The 2,221-nt window shown below is 30.7% G+C and carries 4 protein-coding genes; all 4 read left to right on the top strand.

The genetic code is table 11. From position 1 onward, the window contains the following. Positions 1 to 92: 92 nt before the first annotated feature. The 4 genes from VP395_RS15730 to VP395_RS15745 all read left to right on the top strand — a co-directional run bounded on the left by VP395_RS15730 (position 93) and on the right by VP395_RS15745 (position 2,155). Complete coding sequence (locus tag VP395_RS15730) at positions 93 to 383, top strand: barstar family protein (RefSeq protein ID WP_346242981.1); 291 nt, start codon at positions 93 to 95, stop codon at positions 381 to 383. Between the two features lie 3 nt (positions 384 to 386). Next, entirely contained in the window at positions 387 to 722 is a 336-nt protein-coding gene (locus tag VP395_RS15735) for a hypothetical protein (protein ID WP_346242982.1), read from the top strand. 166 nt (positions 723 to 888) lie between these two features. Then, positions 889 to 1,554 (top strand): hypothetical protein, encoded by a 666-nt coding sequence (locus VP395_RS15740; RefSeq protein ID WP_346242983.1) that lies wholly within the window; start codon positions 889 to 891, stop codon positions 1,552 to 1,554. Positions 1,555 to 1,795: 241 nt separating this feature from the next. Then, positions 1,796 to 2,155 (top strand): hypothetical protein, encoded by a 360-nt coding sequence (locus VP395_RS15745; protein ID WP_346242984.1) that lies wholly within the window; start codon positions 1,796 to 1,798, stop codon positions 2,153 to 2,155. The last annotated feature ends 66 nt before the right edge of the window (positions 2,156 to 2,221 follow it).

A 2,221-nucleotide genomic window follows, 5' to 3' on the forward strand; every position in this document is an offset into this window, starting at 1 on the left:
GCTTGCATCTGATTTTCCTTCGGAAAATCCTCGCACACAAACACGCAACTTTCCATACACATAAACGTTGTGTGTAATTTGAGAAAAACGAAATGACAACATTGAAAATCGATGGTAAAAAACTAACTAATTGGAATTCTTTTCACTCTGAATTTAAATCAGAACTGAATTTTCCAGATTATTACGGAGAAAATATGAATGCTTGGATTGACTGTGTTGATGAATTGACCGAAAAGCCAACATTGTTGCAAATTGAGAATGGAAAGTTTCTAAAAGAAAATAAACCTGAATTACTAAATGCCATTTTAGAGTGTGGAGCTTTTGTCAATTATAGAAAAATAGAGCAAGGAGAAAAACCGAATTTAATAATTGCAGTAGATTAAAAAATGATTGTTCCTGATATAGAAATTGTAACAATATTAGTCATAATATTTTTCGGACTTCCAATAATTTGGAATGCTCGAAAAAACGGACTTTGGAAATCCTTCAACTTTATCGGACTGATAAAAACAATTAATAAATCCTTAATAATTCAAGGTATAATCGGACTGATTTTAATACTTCTGACTTGGTTATGGAATTCAGCGGACTTTAAATTTGACAGTTTTGTTGCAGGAACAACTTATACATATTTAATAATCGGAATTTTCATGTATTTACCAGCATTGGGAATTCTGAATTTAATAAAACTCGGAATCAAGAAAAACCTTGGAAAACAATAAGCGGAATAAAAAAACTACACACAACACAGTATATAAAAAATTGCTGGATTTGTGCTTAATCAAAGGTCGTTGCACGTTTGTTACGTCTGATTTTCCTTCGGAAAATCCTCGCATACAAACACGCAACTTTTCATATACATAAACGTTGCCAGTAATTTAAAAAACATTGGAAGTCACAAAAAAAGACATAGAAAAATTAATTAGATTGAGGAAAGAAGACACTTTTCTAAATCACTTATGGAATGTTTTTTCACGTGATTTTCGTCAGAAAGGAGAAATAGGTCGAAATGAAATAAAAGTTTGGAGACAAAATATGTGGAATACGACTTTTTACCCAGTCTTTACCTTTGAATTAAATGCAAACAATCATTTAGTTAATATTACTAGCAAATTGAATCCGATTGGAAAATCATTAATTGGAATTTTCATAGTTGGATTTCTATATGCTATATTTCCTAAAAACCCATTAGAATTTGACTTATTTGAAAGTTGGCCAATAATTGCTGTTATCGGTGCTTTTACTATAATTTTCACTTTATTCTGGCGAATGATTTACCGATTTGAAAGACAAAACCAACTTGATGAAATGTTTGAATTTTTAGATATAGAAGTTGAGAAACAGAAACCAGAAAAAGAATGGTCATTCAAAAGAACTTTAATTAGGTTATTTACTTATCCGTTTTGCATCTTTCTCATTGGACTGACTTTTTTCATGGCTATTCCTAATGGACAATATGCTTTGGCAATTGGTACTTTAGGCTTTGTTGGTTTTTACCTTGTGACTGATTTAAAAATGATATTTAGAAAAAAAACTACTGGCAACAATGTATAAAAATAATGCGTAGTTTAGTGCTTAATCCAAGGTTAGTGCCATTTTGTTACGTCTGATTTTCCTGCGGAAAATCCTCGCACACAAAACCGCACTATTCTTATACGTAAACGTTGTGCATAATATGAAAAAAACGAAATTACTACTATTTACGTTATTATTAATCGGACTTAATTCCAGTGCGCAAGAATTAACTTGTGCGGATTTTAAAATCGGAACTTTCTATATTCCTACGAATGATGAAATGAAAAAATATACAATCACATCAAAAGATAGTATAAATGAAATAACTGCTGAAAGAGACCTTTCTATTAATCGATATGTAGTTATTAGAGAAAAAAACTCTCAAACCGAATGGAAAAATGGAATTGGTAACGGAACCCCAACCTATGAAATTCTTGAATGGATTGATGATTGTACTTATCGATTAACTTACGATTCTTCTAAAGGAGAAATGGACGAAATGACTAAATGGGTTAATGAAAATAATGGAATTATTATATCAAAAACAAAAATTGAAGGAAAGTGTCTGTATTACAACGCAACTATGACATCAAACGATGGACAAAAAATATCGCAAGACGGAATAATTTGTGTGGAATAAATACTATGCACAACATTGTATAAAAATAATGCGTAAGTTTATTCCTAAATCAAAAGTTAGTGCTTG

It is taken from the genome of Mariniflexile soesokkakense (assembly GCF_039650365.1).
Classification (GTDB): Bacteria; Bacteroidota; Bacteroidia; order Flavobacteriales; family Flavobacteriaceae; genus Mariniflexile; species Mariniflexile soesokkakense.

Bases quoted from the DNA above. Each gene is read 5' to 3' on its own strand.
- VP395_RS15730 (WP_346242981.1), top strand. From the start codon at position 93: ATGACAACATTGAAAATCGATGGTAAAAAACTAACTAATTGGAATTCT.
- VP395_RS15735 (WP_346242982.1), top strand. From the start codon at position 387: ATGATTGTTCCTGATATAGAAATTGTAACAATATTAGTCATAATATTT.
- VP395_RS15745 (WP_346242984.1), top strand. From the start codon at position 1,796: ATGAAAAAATATACAATCACATCAAAAGATAGTATAAATGAAATAACT.